The organism is Tahibacter aquaticus, assembly GCF_004363655.1.
GTDB lineage: Bacteria > Pseudomonadota > Gammaproteobacteria > Xanthomonadales > Rhodanobacteraceae > Tahibacter > Tahibacter aquaticus.
Map to the genome: position 1 here is coordinate 71,889 of NZ_SNZH01000007.1, position 24,571 is coordinate 96,459.

General features: G+C 65.6%; 14 protein-coding genes and 1 pseudogene. 4 read left to right on the forward strand and 11 right to left on the reverse strand.

What is annotated here, in order from left to right:
• Positions 1-64: 64 nt before the first annotated feature.
• The 10 genes and pseudogenes from DFR29_RS12660 to DFR29_RS12700 all read right to left on the reverse strand — a co-directional run bounded on the left by DFR29_RS12660 (position 65) and on the right by DFR29_RS12700 (position 13,812).
• Complete coding sequence (locus DFR29_RS12660; RefSeq protein WP_133818981.1) at positions 65-2,668, reverse strand: serine/threonine-protein kinase; 2,604 nt, start codon at positions 2,666-2,668, stop codon at positions 65-67.
• Positions 2,669-2,783: 115 nt separating this feature from the next.
• Positions 2,784-3,245: a hypothetical protein gene (locus DFR29_RS12665; RefSeq protein ID WP_133818982.1), complete on the reverse strand. Its 462-nt coding sequence runs from the start codon at positions 3,243-3,245 to the stop codon at positions 2,784-2,786.
• A 2-nt stretch (positions 3,246-3,247) separates the two neighbouring features.
• Positions 3,248-3,763 carry a hypothetical protein gene (locus DFR29_RS12670; RefSeq protein ID WP_133818983.1) on the reverse strand — a complete coding sequence of 172 codons (516 nt, stop codon included), beginning with the start codon at positions 3,761-3,763 and terminating at the stop codon, positions 3,248-3,250.
• A 262-nt stretch (positions 3,764-4,025) separates the two neighbouring features.
• A complete protein-coding gene (locus DFR29_RS12675; protein WP_133818984.1) occupies positions 4,026-4,580 on the reverse strand; it encodes an ECF-type sigma factor in 555 nt (184 codons plus the stop codon).
• Between the two features lie 105 nt (positions 4,581-4,685).
• Positions 4,686-5,276 carry an ECF-type sigma factor gene (locus DFR29_RS12680; protein ID WP_133818985.1) on the reverse strand — a complete coding sequence of 197 codons (591 nt, stop codon included), beginning with the start codon at positions 5,274-5,276 and terminating at the stop codon, positions 4,686-4,688.
• Between the two features lie 39 nt (positions 5,277-5,315).
• Positions 5,316-7,904, reverse strand: coding sequence for a glycosyltransferase family 2 protein (locus DFR29_RS12685; protein WP_243746039.1), 2,589 nt, complete (start codon positions 7,902-7,904; stop codon positions 5,316-5,318).
• Positions 7,905-7,994: 90 nt separating this feature from the next.
• Positions 7,995-8,720 (reverse strand): TVP38/TMEM64 family protein, encoded by a 726-nt coding sequence (locus tag DFR29_RS12690; protein ID WP_243746040.1) that lies wholly within the window; start codon positions 8,718-8,720, stop codon positions 7,995-7,997.
• 238 nt (positions 8,721-8,958) lie between these two features.
• Positions 8,959-11,211, reverse strand: a complete 2,253-nt coding sequence (locus tag DFR29_RS30510) for a Calx-beta domain-containing protein (RefSeq protein ID WP_425598833.1) — start codon at positions 11,209-11,211, stop codon at positions 8,959-8,961.
• Positions 11,191-11,877, reverse strand: a pseudogene (locus DFR29_RS30515) (Calx-beta domain-containing protein); the annotation flags it as partial. The pseudogene DFR29_RS30515 and the gene DFR29_RS30510, both read right to left, overlap by 21 nt.
• A 1,467-nt stretch (positions 11,878-13,344) precedes the next feature.
• On the reverse strand, positions 13,345-13,812 hold the full coding sequence (locus DFR29_RS12700; protein ID WP_133818987.1) for a Dps family protein: 468 nt from the start codon (positions 13,810-13,812) through the stop codon (positions 13,345-13,347).
• Positions 13,813-13,950: 138 nt separating this feature from the next.
• Here DFR29_RS12700 and hrpA point away from each other — a divergent pair, with 138 nt between their 5' ends.
• Positions 13,951-17,949: an ATP-dependent RNA helicase HrpA gene (hrpA, locus tag DFR29_RS12705; RefSeq protein ID WP_133818988.1), complete on the forward strand. Its 3,999-nt coding sequence runs from the start codon at positions 13,951-13,953 to the stop codon at positions 17,947-17,949.
• 178 nt (positions 17,950-18,127) lie between these two features.
• Here hrpA and DFR29_RS12710 read toward each other — a convergent pair whose 3' ends face one another.
• The gene (locus DFR29_RS12710; protein WP_133818989.1) at positions 18,128-18,607 is read right to left on the reverse strand and encodes a hypothetical protein; all 480 of its coding nucleotides are present in this window, start codon (positions 18,605-18,607) and stop codon (positions 18,128-18,130) included.
• 342 nt (positions 18,608-18,949) lie between these two features.
• Here DFR29_RS12710 and DFR29_RS12715 point away from each other — a divergent pair, with 342 nt between their 5' ends.
• The 3 genes from DFR29_RS12715 to rsgA all read left to right on the forward strand — a co-directional run bounded on the left by DFR29_RS12715 (position 18,950) and on the right by rsgA (position 24,541).
• Complete coding sequence (locus tag DFR29_RS12715) at positions 18,950-20,647, forward strand: hypothetical protein (protein ID WP_133818990.1); 1,698 nt, start codon at positions 18,950-18,952, stop codon at positions 20,645-20,647.
• A 95-nt stretch (positions 20,648-20,742) separates the two neighbouring features.
• Positions 20,743-22,887, forward strand: coding sequence for a bifunctional (p)ppGpp synthetase/guanosine-3',5'-bis(diphosphate) 3'-pyrophosphohydrolase (locus tag DFR29_RS12720; RefSeq protein WP_243746041.1), 2,145 nt, complete (start codon positions 20,743-20,745; stop codon positions 22,885-22,887).
• A 595-nt stretch (positions 22,888-23,482) separates the two neighbouring features.
• Complete coding sequence (gene rsgA, locus DFR29_RS12725) at positions 23,483-24,541, forward strand: ribosome small subunit-dependent GTPase A (RefSeq protein ID WP_133818991.1); 1,059 nt, start codon at positions 23,483-23,485, stop codon at positions 24,539-24,541.
• Positions 24,542-24,571: the final 30 nt, after the last annotated feature.

The window sequence follows — 24,571 nt, forward strand, 5'->3', positions numbered from 1 at the left end:
CTGCGCTGATACCGTTATCGTCAAAGCAGGGCAAGCATGATCAGGGTGTAACGTTGTGCACGTGTCAGCGCGGCTTGCCGACGGACGTGCTGGTTTTGCCCGATTCGGATTCCTCCGCGGCTTTGTTCGCTTCGGCGGGGGCTGGCTCTACACCAAGTGTGCTGATCTTGGCGATGAGCAACTCCATATTGGATCTGGTCGATCGGCTGGCGACGTTGTCCAGGATATGGCGCATTGACTGCGCCAGTGCGGCGCGATTGGCCGCACTGGGCTTTTCGTGGAAATCGCCGAGCTTGTCGATGACCAAGGCCAGTGGATAGGCGTCATAGTCTTTCAGACTGGGATAGGCTTCCGCGTCGGCCAAGGCGTGACGGATCATGTCGCGTGCTTCAGTGATCTGGTCACGGTCGACCAGGAAGCGTGCGTAGACGAGGCGAAAGTAGAATACGTTGAGGTCCGAGGGAAGCCAGACTTGAGGTGCTGTGTCGACGGCCAAGTGGTAATGGTGTTCGGCTTCGTCGAGCTTGCCGAGCTCCTGATACAGCATTCCAAGGTTGAAGTTGCCCTTGGCAGCGTGCGTATTGACGTCGCCCAATTGGGCTTTGAAGATTGCCAGAGCCTGTAATTCGAGGTCTACCGCTGCGGCAACGTTATGTGAGCGTTGAAACAGCGCCGCAAGGGAAATGGCGTTTGCATAACGTATTGAGTTGCGACCGAACGTCGCTTCGGCGGCAGCCATCTGCGACTTGCCCAGTTCCTCGGCTTCATCCATCTTGCCGGCGCGATAGTAGACGTAGGCCAGCCGTTGCAAGGTGGCCAATGCTGCAGGCGAATCAGTTCCTAGCCGCCTCTTTTGCGATTCCAGGACTTTGCTGAGTTCCGCTGTGGCTGTAGCACGCAGAGCCTCGTCTTTGGACGCCTGCAATGCCACACCGAGCCCTGACCCGCGTTGTTCCTGCTGTGCATCGGAGAGCCGTGTCGCATCAACCGCCTTGAACTTGCGCACGGCCTGGTCGACTTCCCCTCTCGAAAAGTCGATTTCCGCGTCGAGCAATAGCCACGCAGGTAGCAGATCCGAATCGTGGCCGAGCGTTGTCCGGTTGTTCTCGACCAGGATTTTCGCCTCGTCATATCGTTCCAATGCCTGCAGCGAACGTGCCTTGGCTAGAGCAACGCTGTTGCGTTGCACTCCTTCCAGCAGGCCGACATCGAGTTGATTGAGCAGCGTTTCAGCTTGTTGCGGCAGTCCAAGGTCCAGATTGATCGTGGCAATGGCCGCGAGTACCCGGGCGCGCGATTCGGCGGTGAGGTTGGGGCTGGCCTTGGCTTGCGCTGCAACGCGTTCGAACACTTCGCGAGCGGTCAGGTCTTTCTTGCTGGTGTTGGGTTCCAGCGTGCCGACTGCATCGGTGATCAGGTTGGTCATTTCCTCGGCGCGCGCGCGTTGCTCGGCGATGGCGAGTTGCTGTCGCCAAAGCAGTGCGGCGCCTATGCCGGCGATGGCGACAATCGCCACTGTGGCACCAACGGCAACTTGGTGCCTGGCGACAAAGCGGCTGGCGCGATACAGCGCGCTGCCACGACGCGCTTGCACCGGCCGACCAGCAAGATAGTTGCGCACATCATCGGCCAGATGGCCTACGGACGCATAACGGTCGACGGGTTGCTTGCGCAGGCAGCGCAGCACGATGGCGTCGAGATCGCGATCGATGCGCAGGCGCGGCGCGGTGCTGGTCGCGCGCCGGCTGGGGGCGGGCGGATCGACTTGCAGGATGTCGTGTTCCAGTTCGCTGAAATGCCGCTCGCCCAGCTGGAACGGCGGCACGCCGGCGAGCATTTGGTAAAGCAGTACACCCAGGCCGTAGATATCGCAGGCCGCGCCGATGCGGCCGTCGCGCAGTTGTTCGGGCGCGGCGTGCGCGGGCGAGAAGAAGCGCTGTGCCGCGCCGGTTTCTTCCACATCGATGCTGCCGATACGCGCCTGCAGCGGCTTGGCGATGCCGAAGTCGAGCAGGCGCGGACGGCCGCTGCGGTCGACCAGTACGTTGCCAGGCTTGAGGTCGCGGTGGACGACCATGTTGGTATGCGCATAGGCAACCGCATCGCCGATGTGCAGGAACAGTTGCAGGCGCTGGCGCAGGTCGAGCTTGTGTTCGCGGACGTAGACGTCGAGGGGCGCGCCGTCCACAAATTCCATGATGGCGTAGGGGCTGCCGTCGTCGAGTTCGCCCAGGTCGAGCATGCCGGCGATATTCGGATGCTGCAGTACGGCCAGCACTTGGCGCTCCAGGCGAAAGCGCGCGAGGGTGCTGGCGTCGAGCAGGTCGGGGCGCACGATCTTGATGGCGGCCTGCTGGTCGACACCGCCGTCGACGCGCTGGGCCAGGAATACGCTGCCCATGCCGCCGCGGCCGAGTTCGCGCACGATTTCGTAAGCGCCGATGCGGCGGCCCAGCCAGGCCGCAGGATCGGTAATCGCGCGGCGAAGCACGGGCCAGGCGGTGAAATCGGCGACCTGGTCGTCGGCGGCGAGGAGGGCGCGCACATGGCGCAGCGTCGCATCGTCGATGCCGGTCTGCGCGGCGAGCCAGCTCTCGCGCTGGTCGGCGGGCAGGGCCGTGAGCTGGTCGAACAGCTGCTTGATCACGTGGATGGATGAACTGCTCATGCCGTCTGTTCCGCAAAAGGGCAGCGGCGATGATCAGGTGGCGCGAAATGAGGGGCAAGGGTGCGCCGGTCGGCTTTGTACCAACCGGCGTGCCGTTCTTTGGTGTGAGCGGGGCTCAGGAAGCCGGGTGGACTGGCCACTCGACCGCGGGATTGCGCAGGTAGACGTAGGTGACGGCGGTACCGTCTTCGTTGTTTTCCAGATGTGCCATGCCGGGCAGGCTGAAGCCGGGTTTGCCGGCGGTGCGTTCCAGCATGTCCTGCTGTGCCGCGATGCCGCTGTGGGTGAGTACCAGGCGGCAATAGTTCGCCGCGCAGTCCAGTTCGACCAGCCGGGTGCGGTCGTCGCGCAGGGTGGCCATGCTCTGGCTCAGCTGCTGCCTGGTTGCGGCGACCCAGTCGCTGTCGCGGCCACCGGCGTTGCGCATGGCCTGCTCGATGTCCTGGCGCTGGGTTTGCCGCTGCTGCCTGAGCAGGGTGGTTTCCTCGGAACTGGCGGAGCGGCTGGCAGCGCTCGCCAGTAGCGGCAGGCAGGCCAGCAGCAGCGCCGCGACGGGACGTGACGGGAAGCGGTGCATGGTCACTCTCCCGAGGAATAGCTGGCGATGACGGAACGTCCGTAGGTCGGATCCGACGGCGGCAGGATGCAGTAGATGTGGTGGAAACCGCCGTCCTGATCTTCCGAACTGCTGGAGGCGAAGGAGAAGGTCTTGTAGTTGTTGGGGCCCGAGCCCAGCGTCGCTTCCCAGCCGCTCCAGGTCCACGACTGCGCATAGGCGCGCAGGTCGTAGAAGCTGCAGCGGATGCCGGCCGTGGTGCTGCGGTCTACGACATGCACATTGGCGATGCCGGTGGTCGACTTGCCAGCGACGCGCACCATGGGACAGACCAAGTGAAGGTCTTCCGTGGTGCTACTGTTTTCCACGAAGCCTGGCGTGCGCCGGACCAGGGTGCCGTCGCCGTTGTACGCGTTGCACATGTCGGCGGAATGATTGAGCTGGCTTTGTGCCATGACAGGTGCGACAAACGACAGCGAGGTGGCCGCAATGGCGACGGCGGCACCGAGCAGAACCCGGGTGAAAGAATGCGCGAACATAACAAGTATCCTTCTAGTTAATGAATTGGCGGCCGTCGCAACAGGAGTGCCATCGCGGTATTCGCTGTGGCAAAGGCGCCGGCCCGACGTCAGGGGCGCCCTTACATTGCTTAGTCGCAGGCAGCAGAAAAAACCCGCCAGGCCGGCGGGATTTTTTTTCTGCGGGTTCGCGGGCGGGGTTGGCGCTGCGCTATCGGCCAGGCAAGGAGTCGATCCGTTGCGCGTCCAGCCTGGCCGTGCGCATGCCGGAGACGGCGGTGGATCAGGCCAGGGCTTTCTGCAGCCAGGCGCGGGCGCGCATCCAGTCGCGCTGTACGCTGCGCAGCGAGCTGTCCATGGCCTGGGCGGTTTCTTCCTCGGTCATGCCGGCGAAGAAGCGGCATTCCACTACCTGGCCCAGGCGCGCATCGAACGCGGCCAGGTTGGTCAGGGCCGCATCGACCGAGAGCAGCAGTACGCTTTGTTCGTCGCTGAGCACGATCATGTCGGGCTCAAGCGTGACATCGGCTTCGCCGGCGCCGCGCTTGAGGGCCTGCCGCTTGCGCGCGAAGTCGACCAGGATGCGGCGCATGGTGCGCGCGCAGATGGCGAAGAAATGGCCGCGGTCCTGCCAGGGCACGCCGGTTTCCTCGACCAGGCGGAAATAGGTTTCCTGCACCAGCACGCCGGTATCCAGGGTCTGGCCGCGGCTGGCGCGGTTGAGCTGGCGCCGCGCCATGGCACAGAGTTTTTCGTAGACCAGCGGCAGCAGCCGGTCGAAGGCATCGCGGTCGCCCTGGCGGTGCGAACGCAGCAGCTGGGTGATGTCGTCGCTCATGCGCGGGATTGTGGCGGCATTTGCCACTTGCAGCAATTTTGAACTTTGCGTTAAGCGGCGGACATGCCGGCCCGGGCGACAGGCGCCGCCGGCGCGTGGCCGGATTCAGCGCCGCGTTTGCAGCCGATCGGTCAGCCAGGCCTTGGCGAAGCGCCAGTTGCGTACGACGGTTGCGCTGGAAATGTTGCAGGCCTCGGCAATTTCGTCAGTAGTCAGGCCGGAGAAAAATTTCAGTTCGACGATGCGGGCGCAGGCTTGATCGACCTGTTCGAACTGGTTCAACGCGTCGTGTACGGCCAGCCAGTCCACGCGCAGGTCGATCAGCTCGTGCGCGCCTTCGGCGTCGATGTCGATCTGGTCCAGCGCGACGAAGGGCAGGTTGCCGCCACCCTTGTCGCGGCCGCGGGCGCGCAGGTGGTCGACGACGATATTGCGCATGGCGCGGGCGGCGACGGCGAGGAAATGGCTGCGGTCGCGGTAGTCGATGTGCTCGATGCGCACCAGCCGGGTATAGGCCTCGTTGGCGATTTCGGTGGCGCTCAGGGTCAGCTCGCCGGCCGAGCGCTGCAGGCGTGCCTGGGCCAGCGCACGCATTACCGGGTAGACGGTCTGCATCAGCGCATCGCCGGCGGCGGGGTCGCCGCTGCGCCAGCGCGCGAGCAGGGCGGTGATGTCGGGATCGTCGGTCAGGCTCATGACGGATATCGCGCCGCATCGGGTGCGGCGCGAATGGCCTCAGCCTGCCTGCTCGCCGGCGGTATGCGCGATCCAGGCGCCGATCAGCGCCGAGACGTAGGGAACCGCCTGCGCCGCCAGGATGATCATCCACAGCTCGCCTTCGCGGTACTGGAAGCCGAAGCCGACGGCCATGCCGGTGATGGCGCAGATCAGGGCGATGAACATCAGCAGTTCCTCGCGTACCGAGCTGAAGGCGCTGGGGCGGTTGGACAGGCGGCGGCTTTTCGCGGTGCGGACGAATTCGCCTTTCTTCTTGATCAGGCCCATGAAGATGCCGCGGGCGATGGCATGGCTCAGCGCCATGCTGGCGATGGACGCCATGATGGTGTCCTTCCACGAACAGGGCACGCGCACGCGGTAGAGCACGACGCCGAACACTGCCTTGGATACGAAGAAGCCCATGATGGGTATCAGGAACAACTGCAGCGGCAGGTTGAAGTATTTGGGCAGCACCAGCATCAGCGCGGTCCAGGCCAGCGCCATCAGGGTGAATACCAGGTGCAGTGCATCAGCGAACCAGCTGAACCAGCCGGTGAGGAAGTGGAAGCGCTGGCCGCCGGAGAGCGGGCCTTTCTTCGTCATCCAGCTCCAGCGGCCCTTGAGGATCTGCATCGCGCCGAAGGCCCAGCGGTAGCGCTGCGACTTGTAGGCGGTGAAGTCGGCGGGAGTGAGGCCGCGGCCCATGATTTCGTCGACGTAGACCAGTTCCAGGCCTTCCTGCATCAGGCGCAGGCCGAGTTCGGCGTCTTCGCAGATGGTCCATTCCGACCAGTTGCCGGTGCGTTCCAGCACGTCGCGCCGGACCATGGTCATGGTGCCGTGCTGGATGATGGCGTTGCGCTCGTTGCGGTGATGCATGCCGATGCGGAAGAAGCCGTCGTATTCCCAGTTGGTCATGCGGCGGAAGGCGTTGTGTTCCCAGTCGCGGTGCGCCTGCGGGCACTGCACCACGGCCACCTTGGGATTGTGGAAATATCCCGTCAGGGCCTTGAGCCAGTCGGCGCGCACGGCGTAGTCGGCATCGACTGCGGCGATGACTTCGGCGCGCGGGTCGGTTTCGGTCAGGCCGAAGTTGAGCGCGCCGGCCTTGAAGCCCGGCCACGGGCTGAGATGGAAGAAACGGAAGCGCGGCCCGAGCTTGGCGCAGTGTTCTTCCACCGGCTTCCAGACGGCTTCGTTCTTGGTGTTGTTGTCCAGCACCAGCACTTCGAAGTTGTCGTAGTCCAGCGCGGCGAGCGAGTCGAGCGTGAGTATCACCATCTCTGGCGGCTCGTTGCAGCAGGCCAGGTGGATGGAGACGAAGGGCTGGCGCTCGTCCGGTGCAGGCGTGAGCAGGCTGAAGCCGCGCTGCCAGCTGCGCCGCCAGATCACTTCGGTGAACTCGAACGCGTTGATCAGCAGGATGGCGATGATGGCCAGCTGCGCCGGCATCAGCACGCCGAGCATGGCCCAGTCGATCGGGTCGAGGTAGAAGGTGTAAGGCACCGTGGTCGACCAGACCATCACGCCGGCGGAGAGCTGGATCAGGGCGAGGAAGAACAGCCGTCCGGTGATGCGGAAGCGGGTGAACGCCCAGGCGAACCAGATCATCGGGAACAGCGCGAGGCCGGACGCCGCCAGCGCTTTCCACGGCCAGCTCGGATCTTCGATGACCGGTCCGACCATGGGGAATTTGGGATTGCGGTCGGCGCCGAAGATGCCCCAGTAGGCTTCCGCACGGCCACCGGTTTCTTCCTTCCAGGGCTGGTCGAACGCCTCCATGATGTAGTAGTCGATATGGTTGTCGCGGGCGAAATTCAGCCATTCGCGGATGAAGTGCGCCTGGTTGGCCAGGGTTGGGTCGGCGTGCTTGCGCCGGTCGCCGTAGCTGGGCCAGCCCACTTCGCCGATGATGACTTTCTTGTCCGGAAACAGCGCCTGGATTTCCTTGTAGTTGTTCATCGCCGCGGTGACCGCTTCCTTGCGGTCGACCTGCTCCCAGTAGGGCAGCGTGTGGATGGTGATGAAGTCGACGTGCTGCGCCAGCTCGGGATACTTTTTCCAGATGTGCGCGGGTTCCGCGGTGGAGACAGGCTGGCGGATCGCGGCGCGGGCACGATCGAGATAGTCGATCATCTGGCCGATCTTCAGGTCGTCGCGCAGCATGGTTTCGTTGCCGATCATGACGCGGTCGATATTCGGCCAGCGCCGTGCGGCGCTGATGACGGCGTCGAGTTCCAGCTCGTTGTGTTCGGTGCGCCGGTCCAGCCAGGCGCCGGCTAGCACGTCCAGGCCAAGGTCGCGCGCGATGCGCGGAATGGCGGCGCTTTCCAGCGAGGAGTAGGTGCGTACGCGTTTGGCGTGCTTGGCGATGACGCGCAGGTCGGAAGCAAGCTCTTCTTCGCTGGGGTAGCTGTCGCGCAGCGGACTCTGGTAGCGCTGGAAGGCGGAGAAGGCCATGCCTTCGATCTTGCCTTCCCAGTTGGGCAGGTTGGCCGGCCGGTTGACCCAGGCCCACAGGCCGACGTTCAACGCGGCAATGATCACGGCGAGCAGGATGGCGCTCCACAGCGATTTCTGGACTACAGCGGGCTGCGGATTGCTCAAGTCGACCTCGGGAACGGCGGGCTGGTACGCAAAGAGCGCGCAGGATAGCCGATGGGCGAAGCGGCTAACAACGCGGCTGGCCGAGGTTTTTCAGTGCTGCGGCGGTGGCGCCGGCGGGCCCGGCCGGGCCTTGCGCCAGCGGTTGATGGCGATCGGAATCAAGGCCATCAGGGCCAGGCAGAAGCTGGGTCCCAGCACCCAGGGATCGCTGAACAGACTGGCATCGAGCTTGCCGTCGTGTTCGAGGTTCATGGCCAGGCCGGCGCCGAGCAGGCTTTCGATGGTCGTCATCAGCGAGCCGCCGAAGGCCGTGGCCAGGGCAAACAGCCACAGCGGGCAGCGCAGCCAGGCCAGTGCGACGGTGACGCCGCCGAAGGGGAAGAACGGCACCAGGCGCAGAAAGAAGGTGTAGCTGACCGGATGGTCCTGGTAGCCGCCGCGCAGGCGCTCGACCAGGGCCGGTGCACCGGACTCGCCGTGCTCGCCGAAGGCAAAGCGGCTGGCGCCGTAGAGGACGAGCGCGCCGCAGGTGACGCCGATGGACGACAGCAGCGCCCCATACCAGCCGCCGAACAGCATGCCGCCGGCGAGGATCAGCACCACCATGCCCGGTATGCCGGTGGAAATGCCGATGGTGATGATGCCGATGTGGATCAGCGCGGCCAGCAGCGGGTGTTCCGCGATCTGCTGCTGCAGCATGACGTGTTGCTGGTAGAGCGCTTCGGGGCTCAGGCGTTCGAGCACGCCGGAAGCAAACACGGCAATGCCGATGGCGGCCAGGACCAGCAGCGGTAGCAATGAGCGTAGGCGTTTCATGCCGCGGCGGAAGTCCTTTGCTGCCAGGCGCGAGGCCGGGCGGAGATGCCACAGATGGGCATGGTGGCGGGGCGATCAAGTTTTCCGGTGTTTTTGCAGCAGCTGGCGCGGTGGGGCGGCTTTCGTACCGCTCCCCGCTCCCCGCGCTTGCGTGGGGAAGCGGGCATTTCTGGCCCACAAAAAAATGGGGCCGGTCGCCCGGCCCCACTGGTTCAGCTCGTTGCGGAGTTTACCCCGATCACGGTGCCGGCTCGACACCGTCGGCAAAGATGCGGTCGGTGGCGAGTACGAACACCAGGCCGTCGTGGTCGGACACGGCGATGGCGATGTTCGGGCAGCCCGGCGGCACCGTCGCCGGCGGCGTCGGCACGACGTTGCACAGGCGCTCCCATTCGGCCGGTGCGTCGTTGTCGGCGCGGCCGTAGTCGAAGCCGGCGAACAGGCTGCGCGCAGTCACGTTGAGCAGGGCGTGGTCCAGCGACTGCTGGGTCGGCAGGTCGCGGGTGTTGAAGCCCTGGAATACGCCGAAGTTCTCGGTGAACAGGAACGAATAGCGCTCGTTCTCCGGTACCGACATCACCGCGTTCCACAGCTTGGGCGAGACCACGGTGTTGCCGGTGTAGTCGAGCAGGTTGGCGGCATCGTCGTAGGTGCCTTCCATGGCGCCGAGCATGTGGGTCCAGCCGTCGCTGAACTGGTAGTCGTTGAAGTCGCCGACCACGCTGAAGATCACGCCCGGATTGGCTTGCTGGAAGGCCTGGATCTGCTCGGCGTGGTACTTGCCCTGCAGGAAGCGCTTCTGCCGGTTGCGATCCACGTCGGCCTGCACGCAGGTGGCGCCGCCGGTCTGGTCGACGCAGGAACGCGACTTGGGATGTACCACCATCACGGCGAACGGACGGTTGCCGCCGGTCGTGAAGCTGGCCTGCAGCAGCAGCGGCGGACGGTCGTTGAGCAGGGCGGTGGGGCTGCCGGTCGGATCGTTCCAGGTGACGGTCTTACCCAGCTGGGTGACGCTGGTGATGGCGACGCGGTCGGTGCGTACCAGGAAGCCGACGTCGATGCCGCCGATGTCGTTGCCTTCTTCCAGGCGGGCGACATAGGGGAAGCCGCTGTCGGCGCTGAGCTTGGCTGCCAGTGCCTGCAGCACGGCGAGGTTTTCCACTTCGACCGCACCCAGCACGTCCGGCGCCTTGAGCACCTCGTTGATGTACTTGGACAGGCGCGCGACCTTGTAGGCGAAGCCGTCCACCGTCGGCGTCGGTGCCAGGCAGGGATCGCTGCCGGTGCCGTTGTTGGTGGTGTCGCAGAAGCGCAGCATGTTGAACGAACCGATGCGCAGGTCGGATGCGCCCTTGGAATCGCGCACTGCACGCGGTACCGGCGCGGCGTCGACCACATTGAATTCGGTCGCCCACAGTTCGTAGTCGCCGAAGTCGTAGCCGAGCACGCCGACGGCGTTGAAGCGGGTACCGCCGGTGATCGGCGTGTCCTGCGGCACGGCGCCGAAGTAGTCGGCATCGACCTCGAACATTTCCGGATTGCCATCCCACTGGCCGGCGGCCAGGTTGCCGGCGGTCGGCACCAGCGGATACAGCAGGCCCGGTTCGCGCACCCCGCGGCGGCCGTTGGCGGTGACGAACACTTCCGCATAGGTTTCGGTGGCGGGCGAACCGAAGCGCTGGTTGCCGGTATTCACCAGGCCGTTGGCGATGCGTACGCGCATGAACTCGAAGCATTCGTAGTTGCTGGCGCTGACCACGCAGCTGGGCGTGGCCGGGTTCGGCGACGGCGTGGTGGCGTTGAACTCGACTGGCGTCGGCAAGGTATTGCCGGTGCTGGTTACCGTGACGGTGGCCGAGCCGATTTCGGTCAGGCCGTTGAATTCCAGCGCGGTGCCGGAGACATCGACCATGTCGCCGACGAAGACGGTCGGCGTGCTGGAGGTGAACACGTAGATGCCTTCCGAGGTATTCGGATCGGCATCGGCGCGCGCATCCGGTGCCTGCATGGTGAAGCCCTGCGGACCCTTGCCGGTGACGATGTTGCTCTTGGTCAGCACGGTCTGGCCGACCAGCGGACCGGCCAGGCCGTCGCCCTGGATGGCGTGGATCTCGACCGCGTCGTCGTTGGTGATGGTGCCGGTGGCGGTCAGCGACGCGCCCGCCGTGGCGTTGACCAGGTTGCTCAGCGTGACGGTCAGCGTTTCGTTGGCTTCCGGCGTGGTGTCACCGTTGACGATCACGGAGAACGTGCCCGTGGTCTGGCCGGCGGCGATCGAGGCGCTGGTGTTGACGAAGGCGATGTAGTCGCTGGGTGCGGTCGCGGTGCCGTTGGCGGTGTTGATGGTGTAGTTGACGCCGCCGGCCGGAGCCGGGCCGCTCAGGGTCACCGTGAATTCCAGTCCAACTTGGCCGCTGTTGCCTTCGACCACGCTGGCGTTGCCGACGGTCAGTGTCGGCAGGGCGTCGTCGTTGGTGATGGTGCCCACGCCCTGGGCGTCGCCGATCTGCGTGCCGGCGGGTGCATTGCTCAGGTTGACGAAGAACTGTTCGTCAGGCTCGACCGTGGTGTCGCCGTTGATGGTCACGTCGAAGGTGCCGCGGGTGGCGCCGGCGGCGATGGTGACGGTGCCGGTGCTTGCGGCGTAATCGCTGTTGGCCACGGTAGCCGTGTCGTCGGCGGTGGTCGCGGTGACGGTATAGCCGCCGGCCGGTGCCGCCACGCTGGAGGTAACGGTGAACTGCAGTATCGAGGTGCCGCTGTTGCCTTCGGCGACGCTGACGTCGTTGATGGTGAGCTGCGGCACGAGGGCGTCGTCGTTGCTGATGGTGCCGACGCCCTGGCCGTCGGTGACGTTGGCGCCGCTGACACTGCTCACGTTGACGAAGAACTGTTCGTTCGGCTCGATGGCCGAGTCGCCGTTGACGGTGACGTCGAAGGTAAAGCTCGACTGGCCGATGGCAATGGTCTGCGCGGTCAGCGAACGGGCGATGTAGTCGTTGTCGGCGACGGTGGCGCTGTCGTCGGCCGTGGCGATATTGAAGGTCACTGCGGCGGTCGCCGGCGTGGACAGGCTGACCGTGAAGGTGGCCGTGACGGTATTGCCGGCTGCGCCTTCGGTCACCGTGACATCGTCGATGCTCAGATCGGGCAGCGGCAGGGCGCCGCTGGGCGTCAGGCTGAAATCGTCGATGGCGACGCCGTCGTCGGCGCCAGTGGCGTTGAAGTCCTTCCAGCGGATCCAGAAGGTGGTGCCGTTGGCGATGGTCAGGCCGCTGATGGACGAACTCACGGCGGTGCGGTTGGCCGTGGCATTGCCGTCCAGCGCGCCCGCGGTGGCGGCAGTCTTGATCGGGTTGACCGCATTCAGCGCGGTCACCGCGGTCCAGGTGCCGGTGCTCAGGCTGGTGGCGTCGGTGCTGTACTCGAAATCGAGGCGGTCGTCGCGCGCGGTGGTATTGTTGCCAATGCGCCATTGTTCGGTAGTGAACGCAATCGCGAGGGCGTCGATGGTGGCGCCGGTGCCGTTGCTGAACTGGGCGCCGATGACCGGGATCACGCTGCCGCTCTGCAAGGAGCCAAAGGCGCGGTCGGTGCTGGCGGCAGTGCCGTAGCTGTAGGTATTGCCGGCATTGTCGCTGCCGGTGCTGGCGGCGTAGGTGGTATTGGCCGAGGTACCGGTTTCGACGAAGGCCCAGCCCGTGGGCAGGGTGGTGTTGGTCGTGCCGCTGAGGGCCAGGGTGTTGAAGTCCTGGGTATAGGCCGAGCCCAGCGTGGTAAGGCTGACCTGGGCGCTGACCGGCCCGGCGGTGGCGAGCACGGCCAGGGCCAGAGCCCAGCGTGCGGGTGAAACGACTGCTTTCATACTCGACCCCTGAACATGAGTGCGTGAGACAAGGTCCGGGGTCGTGAGCGACACCGGCATCCGGCGACAGAAGACGCCGCTACGCCGCCCGGGTCCTGGGCCGGCAGGCAACGCGGGGCGTTGTGCCGGGGGACGGGGCGGGTGAAGCGGCATCCGCGTTGGAATCCTGCAATTCGTCGTGCGCCGCGCCAGCGGCTGCACTTTCCCGGTACGCAGGCCTCAGGGGCTCTGCGCGCGGCCAGACCGCCGCGACGGGACAGTGGCGTCCTGCGTGGGCGCCGCTGTCGAAAGGTGGGGCAGGCTAGCACGGGTTTTTGTCGTTTTCATGTCCGCAATGGGAAGGTTTCGCGCACCTTGGGTGCGCGAACAGAGGGCATTTGCTTGTCCAAATGCCCTCTGGACTCCCAAAGGACACCCCGGATGCGGCGGTTTTGGGCCATCCATGGCCCAACACTATGCGAGGCCGCTACGGCGGTCGGCGTACGGGACATCCTGTTCCCTGCGCCGACTCGCGGCCATCCCTGGCCGCGACCCTGCGGGCTTTTCCCTTCGCGGCCTCACCGCGGCATACGGGCCCCGTTGCCAGCGCGCGCTTCCTGCGCGCAGAAGCAACGGCAACAGCCAAGGCCAAGCGTCGGCAAGAGCTGCCGCGCTGGAAATTTCTCGCCAATTGGGGGGCAAGCCGTCGGGCTTACCCCCGACATGGAGGTATCTGGCCTTGAAAAACGTTAGCCGAAGCGGCGCTTGATCGATCGATCAGGCCAGCAGGGAACGCAACATCCACGCCGTCTTTTCGTGCGCCTGCATGCGCTGCGTGGTCAGGTCGGCGGTGGGCTGGTCGGAGGCTTCGTCGGCGAGCTTGAACGCTTCGCGCGCGGTGCGGGCAACGGTTTCGTGGCCGTCGACGAGCTGGGCGACCATGTCGCGCCATTCGGGTACGCCGCTTTCTTCCTTGATCGAGGACAGGGCGGCGAACTGGGCGCCGGAAGCGGGGGCTGCCTGGTCGAGGGAACGGATGCGCTCGGCAATCGGGTCCAGCGCCAGCCACAGTTCGTTGTATTGCGTCTCGAACATCAGGTGCAGGCTGTTGAACATCGGCCCGGTGATGTTCCAGTGAAAGCCGTGGGTCTTGAGGTACAGGGTGTAGCTGTCCGCGAGCAGGCGCGAAAGGCCCTTGGCAATCGCTTCGCGGTCCTTCTTGGCAATGCCGATGTCGATACCCATGTGCAGGTCTCCGTGGTTGATTCAGAGGCGACTTTAGCGCGTCGCGGCGGACTGTAGTCCACATCTGGACGATGGTCTGCATAGGCAACGGCTATGATTGCCGGTTCCGCGGTCCGTTCCGCCGAGTTGTAGTCCCTGATGGCAGAGAAAAATTCCCCGCCGGCCAAGCCCGCGCGGCCCGAACCCGGTTCGCCGGCCGCGGCGCTGGCGGCCCAGCGTAGGGCGCTGGATTCGGTGCTGGTACGCGATTTCGCCCGTCTGCAGGGTCGTTGGCGCCGCCTGCACGACGCAGCGGACAAGGCCAGGCCGGAGCAGATTGCCGCGCTGCAGGCCGACATTGCCACGTCGCAGGCGCGGCGTGCGGCGCGCGCGGCGCGCGTGCCGGAGATCCGTGTCGACGAATCGCTGCCGATCGCGGCCAAGGCCGACGAGATCGTGCAGCTGATCCGCAAGCATCAGGTCGTGGTGCTGGCGGGCGAAACCGGTTCCGGCAAGACCACTCAGCTGCCCAAGCTGTGCCTGGCCGCCGGCCGCGGCGTGGCCGGGCGCATCGGCTGTACCCAGCCGCGGCGCATCGCCGCACGCAGCGTGGCGCGGCGCGTGGCGCAGGAGTTGGGCAGCGAGCTTGGCAAGCTGGTCGGTTTCCAGGTGCGCTTCGCCGACCAGGTCTCGGAAGAATCGCTGATCAAGTTCATGACCGACGGCATCCTGCTGGCGGAAACCCAGGGCGATGCCTGGCTCAACGACTACGACACCCTGATCATCGACGAGGCGCACGAGCGCAGCCTCAACATCGATTTCCTGCTCGGTTATCTGAAAAGGCTGCTGGCGCGGCGGCGCGACCTGAAGCTGATCGTCACCTCGGCCACCATCGACACGGCGCGCTTCTCCGCCCACTTCGGCAATGCGCCGGTGGTGAATGTGGAAGGGCGCAGTTTCCCGGTGGAAGTGCGCTGGCGGCCGGCCGTGGCGGATGCGCCAGCGGCGGGGCAGGGCGGCAAGTCGAGGGCAACCAGCGAGCGCGGCGAGCTGAGCCTGGTCGAGCAGATCGTTGCCGTGGCCGACGAGATCACGGCGGAAGATCCCCGTGGCGACGTGCTGGTGTTCCTGCCGGGCGAGCGCGAGATCCGCGACGCGCATCTGGCCCTGGCACGGCGGCTGTACCGCAATACCGAGGTGCTGCCGCTGTATGCGCGCCTGTCGGCGAACGACCAGGACCGCGTGTTCAAGCCGGGCCAGGCACGGCGCATCGTGCTGGCGACCAATGTGGCGGAAACCTCGCTGACGGTGCCGCGCATCCGCTATGTGATCGATACCGGCACGGCGCGGGTGAAGCGCTATTCGCCGCGTACGCAGCTGGAACGCCTGCATATCGAGCCGATTTCCCAGGCTGCGGCGGAGCAGCGCAAGGGACGTTGCGGCCGCGTTTCCGCCGGTGTGTGTTTCCGTCTCTACGGCGAGCAGGATTTCCAGCAGCGGCCGCGCTATACCGAGCCGGAAATCCTGCGCAGTTCGCTGGCCGGCGTGATCCTGCGCATGCTCAATCTGAAATTGGGCGAAGTGGCGGATTTTCCCTTTGTGGAAGCGCCGCCGGAACGTGCCATCGGCGACGGCTACCGCCGCCTGACCGAGCTGGGCGCGATCGACGAGGAAAAGCGCCTGACCGCGACCGGCCGCATCATGGCGCAGCTGCCCATCGACGTGGCACTGGCACGCATGCTGATCGAGGCCAAGGACCGCGGCGCACTGCGCGAGCTGCTGACGGTGACCTCGTTCCTGAGCATCCAGGATCCGCGCGAACGCCCCGCCGACGCGCGCCAGGCGGCCGACCAGGCGCATGCGCAGTTTGCCGATACGCGTTCCGATTTCGTCGCCGTGCTCAAGCTGTGGCAGGCGCACGCGGCCGCGCACGAGGAACTCAGCCAGGCGCGTTTGCGCGACTGGTGCCAGGCGCGTTTCCTCTCTTACATGCGCATGCGCGAGTGGCGCGAACTGCACCGGCAGTTGCTGCTGCTGGTGGAAGAACTGGACTGGTCGCTGGGCGACGTGGTGCGCGATGCGACGGCGCCCGATGCGGACGGCAGCGCGCCGGCCCTGCTGGATGCGCCGGGCTACGAGCAGGTGCACCGCTGCCTGCTGTCGGGCTGGCCCACCCAGGTCGGCCGCAAGGACGAGCGCGGCCAGTACCGCGGTACGCGCGAACGGCGTTTCCAGGTGTTTCCGGGTTCGTCGCTGGCCAAGTCGCCGCCGCAATGGCTGCTGGCCGGGCAGATTATCGATTTACAAAAAGTGTACGGCATGCTCTGCGCGCGGGTGGAACCCGAGTGGATAGAGCAGCAGGCCGAACACCTGATCAAGCGCAGCTGGCGCGACCCGCACTGGTCGCGCAAGCGCGGTGCGGTGATGGCGTTCGAGCAGGTCAGCCTGTTCGGTCTGATTCTGGTGGAAAAGCGCCAGGTGCAATACGGCACGCAGGAACCGGCGCTGGCGCACGAGGTATTCCTGCGCGAGGCGCTGGCCCGGGGCGAGATCGACGCCAAGGCCGATTTCGTACGCGCCAATGCGCGCGTGCTGGCCGAGGCGCAGGAGCTGGAAGCCAAGCAGCGCCGCGCCGGCCTGGTCAAGGACGAGTCGGGCCTGGTCGCCTGGTTCGCCGGCAAGTTGCCGCAGGAGATCAGCAGCGCCGCAGCGCTGGACGGCTGGTATCGCCGCGCGACGCCGAACGAACAGTCGGCGCTGCGCTGGTCGCTGGCCGATGTGCTGGGCGCCAAGGCCGGCGTTGCCGCGCAGGACTATCCGACGCGGCTGGAACTGGCGGGGCACAAGCTGAAGCTGGAATACCGCTTCGTGCCGAACGATCCTGCCGACGGCGTCAGCCTGCAATTGCCGCTGGCCTTCGTCAACGCGGTGCCGGCGGCGCGCTGCGAATGGCTGGTGCCGGGTTTACTGGCTGAGAAAGCCGCCGAACTGATCCGCGGCCTGCCCAAGGCATTGCGGCGCAATTTCGTGCCGGCGCCGGATTTCGCCCGCGCCTTTGCGGAAAGCGAAGCGGTGCGCGACGAGCCGCTGGCACGCGTGCTGGCGGCGTATCTGCAGCGTGTCACCGGCGTGGCAGCGAGCGAGCAGGATTTCGCCGGCATCGAACTGCCGCCGCATCTGCGCATGCATTTTCGGGTTTACGACGAGCAGGGCCGCACCCTGGAACAGGGGCGCGATCTGGCACTGATCCAGGCCAATTGGAGCGGTGCGGCGCGGGCGGCATTTTCGCGCCAGGCCGATGCAGACCTGACGCGCGAAGAAGTCGACGGCTTCGATTTCGAGCAGATTCCCGATTCCTTGCTGAGCCAGGGCAACCTGACTGCCTATCCGGCCCTGGTCGATCTGGGCGACAGCGTTGCCTTGCGCGTGTTCGAGCGCCGCGAGGAAGCGCTGGCCTCGCACCGGCTCGGCGTGCTGCGGCTGCTGCGCCGGGCTCTGGCCGACCGCATCAAGCAGGCGCGGCGGCAATTGCCGATCAACCATGCGCTGGCGCTCAAATATGCCGGCATCGCCAGCGTGGAATCGCTGCGCGAAGACCTGATCGAGGCGGCGCTGAACGAGCTGTTCGGTGCGCGCGAGCTGGACCTGCGCCGGCGCGAGGACTTCGCCCGGGTCGAGGCGGATCTGGCGCGGCTGCTGTTCCCCGCCGCGGTGGAATGGCTGCGTCTGGTGGAAGATGTACTTTCTGCGTATGTGGAATTGGCACCCTGGCTGCAGGCGCCGCTGATGGGCTATGGCAAGGCCAACTACGACGACCTGCGCGACCAGCTGGAGAACCTGGTCCATCCCGGTTTCGTGCGCAGCCTGAGCAAGGCCCGGCTGGCGCATTACCCGCGCTATCTGAAGGCCATGCGCTTGCGCGCCGAACGCCTGCGCGTGGATGCCAGCCGCGACCAGTCGCGCCTGCTGGCAGTACAAGGCTACTGGCGCGAATACCTGCGCCTGCGCGCCAGCGGCGAGACCGCCACGGCCGAGCTGGACGAATTGCGCTGGCTGATCGAGGAAATGCGTGTGTCGGTATTTGCCCAGGAACTGAAGACAGCCGAGGCGGTATCGCCCAAACGGTTGCAGAGGGTGCTGGACAGCCTGCGGCGCTAAGTGGCCGTATCGCAGCGGCTCTGCTTTGATGCCACGGCGCAGCGCGCCGCAACAGCAGGCCAGGCAGCGCTGCGGCGATTGCGCCAGATCCAGGCATTGTCCCGTGACGGGGCCAATGCCTGGCTCGTTCATACAGCGGCGTCTTGCTGTCGGCGGCTTGAGAAGCCGCCCCGGCGACCTACTTGATGCGCCGCACGCGGATGCTGCAGCCGCAGCCCTCGACGTACATCAGCCAGCTGCCCAGCAGCATGGGCTTGATGCGTACTTCGGGGTTGCTCAGGGCGAGGCCGGACTTGAGGCCGGTTTCGGCCTGCTGCCAGACCTGGCCGTTGTCGAGCTTGAAGCTGGTCTTGCCCATCCAGCCGTCGAGCTTGCCTTCGATATGCGCCACGATGGGCTGGCGGGCTTTTTCGTCCGGGTAATACTCGGGAACGCCATCGCGCGAACGGGCGATGGCGACCGGCGCACCGGGGGCCAGGCCGTTGAAGCGCAGCCACTCGTTGAGTGCCTTGAGCTGTTCCGGCTTGAGCGTGTCGAGGCCGGCGGCGCTGAATTCGGCGCGGCTCATGCGCTCTTCCAGCGAAGAGAATTCCGCAGCGTGGGCCAGGGATGAAGCAGACACGACAGCGGCGAGGGCCAAGGCCCGGATCCTGTTCATGAAACACCTTTTGCGAAGCCGCAGGGGGGCGGCGAAAGCCGCGATTGTAAAGAGTCACGCAGCAGTTATCGTCAAGCCCCGGAATCTGGTCCAAAATCAACGGGTCAGGTAACTGCTACTTAACATCGGTGGGAAAGGCCGTCCGTATACTCCGTTTTCACAAGCGGCGGTCAGGCCGGCGTCAGGTTTTAGCGTGCGCTACCGGGCCGGAGCGGGGACAACGGGAAGGGTCCGAGCTGCATTCAATGGGATCGCGTGTACCTGCGTGCTCCGTTTCAAGCAAATCAGTCACTGGTGATGAATACGATGAGGCAATTCCGGCTTAACCGAACGAGTGCGCCCGTGCTGGGCCTGGCAATGGTCGGCATGGTGGGGGTCAGCCAGGCAGCGATACTGCCGCTGGCGTTCAATGACGAGAATCCGGATCTATTCTCGACCTTGCAGATCAATGGCGGGATCAGCACCGTCGGTGTGCAATTTCCGATGCTCTGTGGCAACACCAGCAACGCCGTGCTGGCCGGAACGCGTATCGCGCCGGTGCTTCCCGGCGTCAACGGCAGTTCCGGGGACTTCAAGTTCGGTGGTATGACTGGTGGCGCGACCAGCAGTCTGGGCGGTGTCGGCGGGTGGAATTTCCGCGGTAATGGATTGACCATGGCGCCGAACGCAGGGTTGATCTGCTACGTACTCGACAGCAGCGGTGTACGTAAGGCCTCTTACGGCTTGTTCACCGATGGCCTCGAAAGCACGGCAACGCCGAACGCGACTGTGTTGACGCGTGTACTCTCACTGCCGGACTTCGACAACAACTACCAGTTCAAGTATCTGGTCGATATGACTATTCCGGCCGAATTTGCCGGCAAGTCCTACGTCATCCGCGACGGTTTCGATAGCTCGGTGTTCGACTCCGGTTCGTCGCGCTTCTGCGAAGCAGCCCTGGGCGCGACCACCTGTACTGTAACGCCGACGCAGAATAGCATCGACGTTCTATCGACGGTTCCTGCCGGCGGCATCTCGCGCCGTTTCGTGGTGCAGCGTCCGTTGCGTTCCGGTGTGTTCCAGCTGCCGGCCAACCCTAACCTCATGCTGACCTCCGCGGCGCTCTTCGTCAGCTGCGATCCTAGTCCGACTGCTCCTCCTGGCTGTGTCGAAATCGAAGAGGCCAACCTCGCCGACAACGTCTCCGCCGGACGCGGCGTACTGTCCGACCTGTTGCCAGTGATCACCACCGCGCCGAACATGGTCGGCGTGCTCAACGAAGGCAGCGGCGCGACCGACGTGCGTTTCGTCATCAGCGACGACACCAGCGAAATCGGCCTGAACCCGCTCAATGCGACCGTGAACATCAGCTTCAACGGCGCGCTGATGCCGGCGACCAACCTGAGCTGCGCGCAGCAGGAAATTCCGCAGCCGGGCGAACAGATCCGCCGCACCTGCCGCTTCGACATCCCGGTCTACGATCCGAACTTCGCCACCGATTCCGTGGCAGGCACCTTCGTACAGGGCGTGCAGGCGTCGATCATCATCACGGCCGTCGACAGCCGCAACCAGAGCAGCACCAAGTCGGTGCCGCTGCATATCGTCTCGCTCGACAACGATCCGCCGTCGTTCAGCCTGTCGCCGATCGCGATCCCGGACGAAGGCAACGGCAAGCTGCCCACGGTCAGTTGCGATCTGAACCAGCAACCGCCGTATCCGGAACAGTGCCTCGGCCAGATCACCAACTTCATCCTCAATCGCAAGCCGGGTCCGCCGGGCGCCGCAGATGAAAATGCCACTCAGACTGCGTTCTTCGCTGGCGTGGACGCAAGCAACAAGCTCAGCTGCACCGGTTCCATTCCGTCGATCTTTGCAACCGCCTTCCCGGGTGGGCTGCAGAGTCCGAAGTACATCACTAGCGGCAGCCAGCTCGGCCTGCAGTATCAGCTGAGCGCCGCGCCGGGTTATGCGGATTGCTGGATCGTCGTCGGCGACACCGGTTTGCCCGCCGGCCAGAGCTACAACCAGTCGCAGATCCTGTTCCGCATCAAGGTCGATTGAGTTTCGCTTTGCGGTGAAATACAGGAACCCCGGCCCAGGCCGGGGTTCTTTCGTTATGGGCTGGGCGCGACAGATCGCTCCGTTACAATTGCCGTGTGAAACTGCCTACTGTCGCCAGCCTCGATGAATGGATTGCCCAGCGGCGTCAGGCCGGGCCTTTGTCGGATGAATTGAATATCGCGTGCACGCGCCTGGAGACGGCGCTGCAGGCCGAGCCCACGCCTGACCTCGCCGCCCGCTTCGCGCGCCTGACCACGACGGTGCAGTTGCTCGGCAACCTGGGCCTGGACGACGAAACCCTGGCCGCCGCCGCTGTCTATGAACTGGATCGTGCCGGCTTCGCCGCCGAAGCGCCCGTCGCCAGCGCCGGCCTGCGCCTGCTGCTGGAAGGCCAGGCGGCGGCGGAGAAAGTCTGGAGCCTCTACGCAGCGCGCGACGCGCATACCAGCCCCGAAGGCCTGCGCCGGCTGTTGCTGGCCGTGGTGCGCGACCTGCGCGTGGTGTTCATCCTGCTGGCGCGCCAGCTGTCGCGCCTGCGCGCCGCCGATCAGATCGACGACGAAGCACGGCTTGCGCTGGCCCAGATGACGGCCGACATCCATGCGCCGCTAGCCAACCGCCTGGGCATCTGGCAGCTGAAATGGGAACTGGAAGACCTGGCCTTCCGCCTGTCCCAGCCCGATACCTACAAACGCATCGCGCGCCTGCTCGACGAGCGCCGCGTCGATCGCGAAGGCTACATATCCGGCGCCATTGCACAGCTGCGCGAAGCCTTGCACGAGGCCGGCGTGGTGGCCGACATCGCCGGCCGGCCCAAGCATATTTATTCCATCTGGAAAAAAATGCAGCGCAAGGACGGCGACTTCGGCGCGCTGTACGACATCCGTGCCGTGCGCCTGCTGGTGAAAGACGTGCCGGCCTGCTACGCCGCGCTGGGCGTAGTGCATACGCTGTGGCCGTATATCCCCGGCGAGTTCGACGACTACATCGCCAGGCCCAAGGGCAATCACTACCAGTCGCTGCATACGGCGGTCGTCGGCCCCGAGGGCAAGACCCTGGAAGTGCAGATCCGCAGCCACGACATGCACGCGCACGCGGAACTCGGCGTGGCGGCGCACTGGCGCTACAAGGAAGGCGGCGGCGGCGATGCCAGTTTCGAGCGCAAGGTGGCCTGGATGCGCCAGCTGCTCGACGCCAAGGACGACAGCGACGACGACGCAGCCCTGCTGGCCGGCCTGCGCACCGACCTGCACGAAGACCGCGTCTACCTGTTGACGCCGCGCGGCGAAATCATGGATCTGCCGCGGGGCGCGACGGTGCTGGATTTCGCCTATCACGTGCATACCGACGTCGGCCATCGCTGCCGTGGCGCCAAGGTCAACGGCCGCATCGTGCCGCTGGCGTTCCAGCCGTCCAGCGGCGACCGCATCGAGATTCTGACGGCCAAGGAAAAAGCGCCGCGGCGCGACTGGCTCAGTGCCCAGCATGGCTTCCTCACCACGCACCGCGCGCTGGAAAAAGTGCGCACCTGGTTCAAGCGCGTCGACCTGGCGGCCAATCTCGCCGCCGGACGCACCATCCTGGAAAAAGAACTGCGCCGGCTTGCACTGAGCAACGTGGAACTCGATTCCCTGCCGCCGCGCTTCAACCATAAATCGCTGGAGGATTTCCTCGTCGCGCTGGCGCTGGGCGACGTCAGTTCGGCCCAGGTCGCGCGGGCGCTGCACGAAATGATCGCGCCGCCCAAGCCGGCACCGGCACCAGCCTTGCGTCCGCCCAAGGCCGGCACCAAGGATGCGCTGACCATCGACGGCGTCGGCAATCTGCTGACCCAGCTGGCACGCTGCTGCCAGCCGCTGCCCGGCGATCCGGTGATGGGCTTTATCACCCGCGGCCGCGGCGTCAGCGTGCACCGCGCCGACTGTGCCAGCCTGGCGCGGCTGCGCACGCGCGATCCCAGCCGCGTCATCGAAGTGGAATGGGGCAACCGGCGCGAACAGGCCTACGAAGTCGACGTACTGGTCAAGGGCTACGACCGCAAATGGCTGCACAAGGACATCACCAATGTGATTGCCTCGGCCAATGCACACCTGCTGGCCGTGAACACGCGCGTGGATGCGGTTTCCGGCCTGGCCACGATGAACTTCGCCCTGCGCGTGACCGACTACGGCCAGTTGTCCAGCCTGCTCGGCCGGTTGGCCGCGGTGCCGAATGTGATCGAGGCGCGGCGCATGGCCTGAGGGTGTTCGTGTCGCTGTAATTCTTTAATCATGGTAAATGTAATTTATTGACAGTGCCCTGTTTCTGGCGAAGCCCGCCTGGCCCGTGCAGGCAAGCGCGCCTGCATCCGTAGCAGTCCGCTTCCGTAGAGCGCCGATGAGCGCAGCGAATTGCGCCGTAAATCGAGCGAAAGCGGTTGGTTTCGCCAACTTGCGGTGCAATTCGCGGTTACTCATCGCACCCTGCGAAAGCAAGGGCGATGGCTCGACGGGTCGGCCGCGAATTGCTGGCCGTTTGCCGACGTGTGGCGACGAAGCCTGGCTCGCCCGGGCCGAGCGTTTTTTTGCGCCGTTGCCGCCGGCACCGGCCCAAGGCTATGCTGCGCCACCCACCCATCCGTCGCCCAGGAGGCTCTTGTGACTGTCCTTGTGTCTCTTCCCGCTGGCGCGGTGCGGATAGCCGTCTAGAACCTTCTGCGAAGGCGTGCCCGTTGCGGGCGCGGCTGTTTTCCTCCGTCCATCCCGCCAGCTGCTTTTGGCGGACGCGCTGCCACGCAGCCGCGTCCATCCGTTTGGCTTGCATCGCCGTCGCGGCGATGCGTCGCTGGTGAGACCCATGACATCCAAGACTTCCGACCTGGCCGACCTCGGCTGGAGTACCTTCTTTTCCGTTCAACTCGACCTGCAGGAGCTCGACAGTACCGAGCCGGTGCGGGTGATGGCTGTGCACCGCAACCGGCTGCTGGTCGCCGGTCCTTGCGGACAGCGCGACCTGCCGCCATTCGCCGCTGCCGACGACGAATCGGCCACGGCTACGGTCGGCGACTGGCTGCTGCTCGATGCGGCCAGCGGCCGGACGCAGCGCCTGCTGGCACGAAAAAGTGTTTTCCAGCGCAAGGCGCCCGGCAGCGACCGCCGCCTGCAGCTGATCGCGGCCAATGTCGACACCTTGTTCCTGGTCACTTCCTGCAACCAGGATTTCAATCCGGCCCGGCTCGAACGCTACCTCGCTCTGGCGCGCGAAGCCGGCGTCATGCCGGTGGTGGTGCTGAGCAAGGCCGACCTGAGCGACGGCAGCGAGGATTTTGTGCGGGCGGCTGCGCAGCTGCTGCCCGGCATCGCCGTGGAGGCGGTCGACGCGCGCTGTGCCGATTCGACATACCGGCTGCTGCCCTGGTGCGGCCGCGGCCAGACTGTTGCCCTGGTCGGCTCGTCCGGCGTGGGCAAATCGACGCTGGTGAATACGCTGAGCGGCAGCGGGCAGCTGCCGACCCAGGGCATACGGGAAGACGATGCCAAGGGCCGGCATACGACGACCGGGCGTGCCCTGTACCGCCTGCCCGCCGGCGGCTGGCTGCTGGATACGCCGGGCATGCGCGAGCTGCAGCTGAGCGAGGCCCGGGATGGCCTGGAAGCGGTGTTCGCCGACATCGTCGCGGCGGCGGCGAACTGCCGTTTCGGCGACTGCCGCCACGACGGTGAACCGGACTGTGCCGTGACTGCGGCGATTGCCGCGGGCCTGCTCGATGCGCAGCGGCTGCGGCGCTGGCGCAAGCTCGCCGCAGAAGAGGCATTGACCACGCAAAGCCTGTCGCAGCGGCGTGCGCGCGAGCGTGCATTCGGCAAATTTGCCAAACAGGTGATGGCGCACAAACAGTCGCGCCGCAGCGACTGAGGCGGCCTGGCAAGCGCCTCTGCAACGACA

What these genes read in the sequence shown, in the direction of transcription:
- DFR29_RS12675 (WP_133818984.1), bottom strand. Translation starts at nt 4,580, where the DNA reads ATGAGCGACGACATCACCCAGCTGCTGCGTTCGCACCGCCAGGGCGAC.
- DFR29_RS12700 (WP_133818987.1), bottom strand. Translation starts at nt 13,812, where the DNA reads ATGGGTATCGACATCGGCATTGCCAAGAAGGACCGCGAAGCGATTGCC.
- DFR29_RS12665 (WP_133818982.1), bottom strand. Translation starts at nt 3,245, where the DNA reads ATGCACCGCTTCCCGTCACGTCCCGTCGCGGCGCTGCTGCTGGCCTGC.
- DFR29_RS12710 (WP_133818989.1), bottom strand. Translation starts at nt 18,607, where the DNA reads ATGAACAGGATCCGGGCCTTGGCCCTCGCCGCTGTCGTGTCTGCTTCA.
- DFR29_RS12690 (WP_243746040.1), bottom strand. Translation starts at nt 8,720, where the DNA reads ATGAAACGCCTACGCTCATTGCTACCGCTGCTGGTCCTGGCCGCCATC.
- DFR29_RS12680 (WP_133818985.1), bottom strand. Translation starts at nt 5,276, where the DNA reads ATGAGCCTGACCGACGATCCCGACATCACCGCCCTGCTCGCGCGCTGG.
- hrpA (WP_133818988.1), top strand. Translation starts at nt 13,951, where the DNA reads ATGGCAGAGAAAAATTCCCCGCCGGCCAAGCCCGCGCGGCCCGAACCC.
- DFR29_RS12670 (WP_133818983.1), bottom strand. Translation starts at nt 3,763, where the DNA reads ATGTTCGCGCATTCTTTCACCCGGGTTCTGCTCGGTGCCGCCGTCGCC.
- DFR29_RS12660 (WP_133818981.1), bottom strand. Translation starts at nt 2,668, where the DNA reads ATGAGCAGTTCATCCATCCACGTGATCAAGCAGCTGTTCGACCAGCTC.
- rsgA (WP_133818991.1), top strand. Translation starts at nt 23,483, where the DNA reads ATGACATCCAAGACTTCCGACCTGGCCGACCTCGGCTGGAGTACCTTC.